The organism is Mesorhizobium sp. P3_A9, assembly GCF_056402975.1.
In genome coordinates, this window is the sequence record NZ_JBFUGJ010000535.1 from 1 (window position 1) to 2,825 (window position 2,825).

Here is a 2,825-nt window from a genome sequence, read left to right on the forward strand (position 1 = left end):
TTCTCGCGCAGCGCGTCGAGATGGATCGACTTGATCAGGGCGGCAAGATCGCCTTCGGCGGATTGCCCGCCCACCTCTTTCAGCATCAGCCAGCTGACTTCCTGTACGCCGGCGACGCGCTTGCCATTGGCGACTTCGCGCCAGATCTTCAGCGCGCGCAGGATGATCGCATGCGTGGCAGCCGCCAGGCCGGCGCTGCGAAACAGCGCCTGCAAGGCCACATCGTGGCCGCCGGCGAGCAGCGTCCTTACCCGCGGCTCCGACTGCTGGCTGAGCGCGACCAGCGTSGAGCCRAAGAAATCGACCTTGCCATGCGCRATGGTGCGGATGAKGAAGCTCGCGGTGAGATCGCCGCGCAGCCTGAGATGCTCGATCAGCGCCGCATGTTCTTCCTGGCGCGTACCTTCGATCAGCGTCACCGAAGCCTTGACGCAAGCGTCGCGCATGACGCGCTCGGCACGCGCGGCGCCCATCAATGCCATGACCAGCGGCGATGCCTTCAATGTCTCGCCGAGCTTGATGAGCAACATATGCCGGCAGTCGGCAGGCAGACGTGCATCCGATATCAGCGCCTCGCGCACCAGCGGTAGATGCCCGTGGCGTTCGGCCATGCGGCGGAAACTGAGTGAAGCAATGTCGGCGCCGCTGTTGGCCAGCAGCACGGCGCAGGCTTCCGCCTCGCCGATCTCGGCGATCGCCGCCGACAGCGCCATCGAGACAACAGGCCGATCGGCGATCAGCTTCTGCGTCGCCTTCTGGCTCGACGCCACGCGGTTGATCAGGTCGGCGTCGGTGAGCAGCGGCGAGCGCGCCAGCACGACACCGGCGACTTCCGGCTGGTCGGAGGCCAGCGCGCTGATGATCTGCAGCGGCGCGTGGTGGCTCATCGAGAGCGCTTCGGCCATCGCCAGCCGGACTTTCGACGAGGCATCGTCGAGCAGCAGCGTCAGAGCAGCCTCGGCGGCGCAGCGATCCTCGAACGGCAATTCGGAATTGACATAGGCCCGAGCCAGCGCATTGGCCGCGGCGGCGCGCTCGGACACTCTTGCCGTGTAGATCCACTTCAGGAAATGCGAAACAACAACCATGCCCGTCTGCTTACGCCCCTTGCCGGAGGGTTTCCGGCCCCGCTGAGGACGGTAGGCAGAAATGGTTTACGAACGGTTCACCATGTTCATTAACTGGCTTGCGAGCGCTGGATGCAGCGCCTATCAACCGTCAAACAGCGCAGGAGACGGAAATGGCCGGCCTATACCTCGAAGAGTTCGTCGTCGGCCATGTCTTCCAGCACACGCTGCGCAAGACCGTCACCGAGAGCGACAACATGCTGTTTTCGGTGATGACGCTGAACCCGCAGCCGCTGCATATCGACTTCGATTTCGCCGCCAAGAGCGAATGGGGCAAGCCGCTGGTCAAYTCRYTGTTCACGCTCGGCCTGATGATCGGCATTTCGGTCAACGACATCACGGTCGGCACGACGGTCGCCAATCTCGGCATGAAGGAAACCACCTTTCCGCATCCGGTCTTCCACGGCGACACCATCCGCGTCGAGACCACAGTCATCTCSGTGCGCGAGTCCAAATCGAAGCCSGAYCGCGGCATCGTCGAATTCGAGCACCGCGCCTACAACCAGAATGGCGACCTCGTCGCCAAATGCACCAGGCAAGCGATGATGMTGAAAAAGGCCGCCTGATGCGCTCGCTGCTGTTCGTTCCCGGCGATTCCGAGCGCAAGCTGGAGAAGGGATTTGGCGCTGGCGCCGATGTGGTGATCGTTGATCTCGAGGATTCCGTGGCGGCGCAGAACAAAGCGGCCGCGCGGGCGATTGCGGCACGCTTTGTTATTGAGCGCAGGACGGAAACCAGCTCAGCGATCTATGTCAGGGTCAACGATCTGTCGACCGGGCTGACGGACGACGATCTTGCCGCGCTCGTTCCAGCAAAGCCGGACGGCATCATGCTGCCCAAGTCCAACAGCGGCCAGGATGTCCAGCAGCTCTCGGCAAAGCTCAGGGTTCGCGAGGCCGAGAACGGCTTGGCCGACGGTGCTATCAAGATCCTGCCGATCATCACCGAAACCCCGGCGGGTGTGCTCGCGGCCGCGACCTATGCCGGCGCAAGCAAGCGGCTCGCCGGCCTCACCTGGGGCGCCGAAGACCTGTCGGCGGCGATCGGCGCGAGCGCAGCTCGTGACGAGCACGGCCACTACACCGACCTGTTCCGCCATGCTCGCCTGACGACCATCCTCGCGGCGGGTGCCGCGGAGGTCGCGGCGATCGACACTGTGTTCCCGAATTTTCGCGACATGGCAGCCTTCGCCGCGGAATGTGCCGAGGCCGAGCGCGATGGCTTCGCCGGCAAGATGGCGATCCACCCGGACCAGGTGCCCGTCATCAACGCCGCCTTCACACCATCGGCCGAGGCAGTGAAACACTCCCAGGCAATCGTCGACGCATTCGCGGCGGCGGGCAATCCTGGCGTCGTCGGCATCGACGGCAAGATGTTCGACCGCCCGCATCTGCGGCTGGCCGAACGGTTGCTGGCAAGGGCGAAAGCGGCAGGCGTTTCCGCTTAATCCCGCGCCAGCACGATGATCCGGTCCTCCGGCAGATAGGCCAGTGCTTCCGACTTCAAGGGATTGACGGTGACGCCGCCCAGCGCCCGCTGGTCGGTGTCTCCGGCGCGGATGCGCCGGTACCCTATGGCGATCTCGCCGCGCAACCGTGCCGATTCCGCGATCGTCCAGAAGGTCAARGGCTGATCGATGGCGACATAGTCGGCGACCGGGCGCATGTAGATTTCGGAGCCCTTCTCGTCGAGCAGGTC

At 64.3% G+C, this 2,825-nt stretch carries 3 protein-coding genes and 1 pseudogene; 2 read left to right on the top strand and 2 right to left on the bottom strand.

From position 1 onward, the window contains the following. The coding region (locus AC1DX0_RS33995; RefSeq protein WP_477358731.1) for a DUF2336 domain-containing protein at positions 1 to 1,088 on the bottom strand (1,088 nt) is incomplete at its 3' end. 152 nt (positions 1,089 to 1,240) lie between these two features. On the opposite strand from AC1DX0_RS33995, the gene AC1DX0_RS34000 reads away from it, so the two are divergent. Next, the gene (locus tag AC1DX0_RS34000) at positions 1,241 to 1,693 is read left to right on the top strand and encodes a MaoC family dehydratase (RefSeq protein WP_477358734.1); all 453 of its coding nucleotides are present in this window, start codon (positions 1,241 to 1,243) and stop codon (positions 1,691 to 1,693) included. Beyond that, a complete protein-coding gene (locus AC1DX0_RS34005) occupies positions 1,693 to 2,574 on the top strand; it encodes an HpcH/HpaI aldolase/citrate lyase family protein (RefSeq protein WP_477222354.1) in 882 nt (293 codons plus the stop codon). The genes AC1DX0_RS34000 and AC1DX0_RS34005 overlap by 1 nt, the downstream gene beginning before the upstream one ends. Here the strand turns inward: AC1DX0_RS34005 and AC1DX0_RS34010 are convergent. Further along, positions 2,571 to 2,825, bottom strand: a pseudogene (locus tag AC1DX0_RS34010) (CASTOR/POLLUX-related putative ion channel); the annotation flags it as partial. The gene AC1DX0_RS34005 and the pseudogene AC1DX0_RS34010 overlap by 4 nt on opposite strands.

Coding starts and splice junctions, on each gene's coding strand:
- AC1DX0_RS34005 (WP_477222354.1), top strand. CDS start 1,693: ATGCGCTCGCTGCTGTTCGTTCCCGGCGATTCCGAGCGCAAGCTGGAG.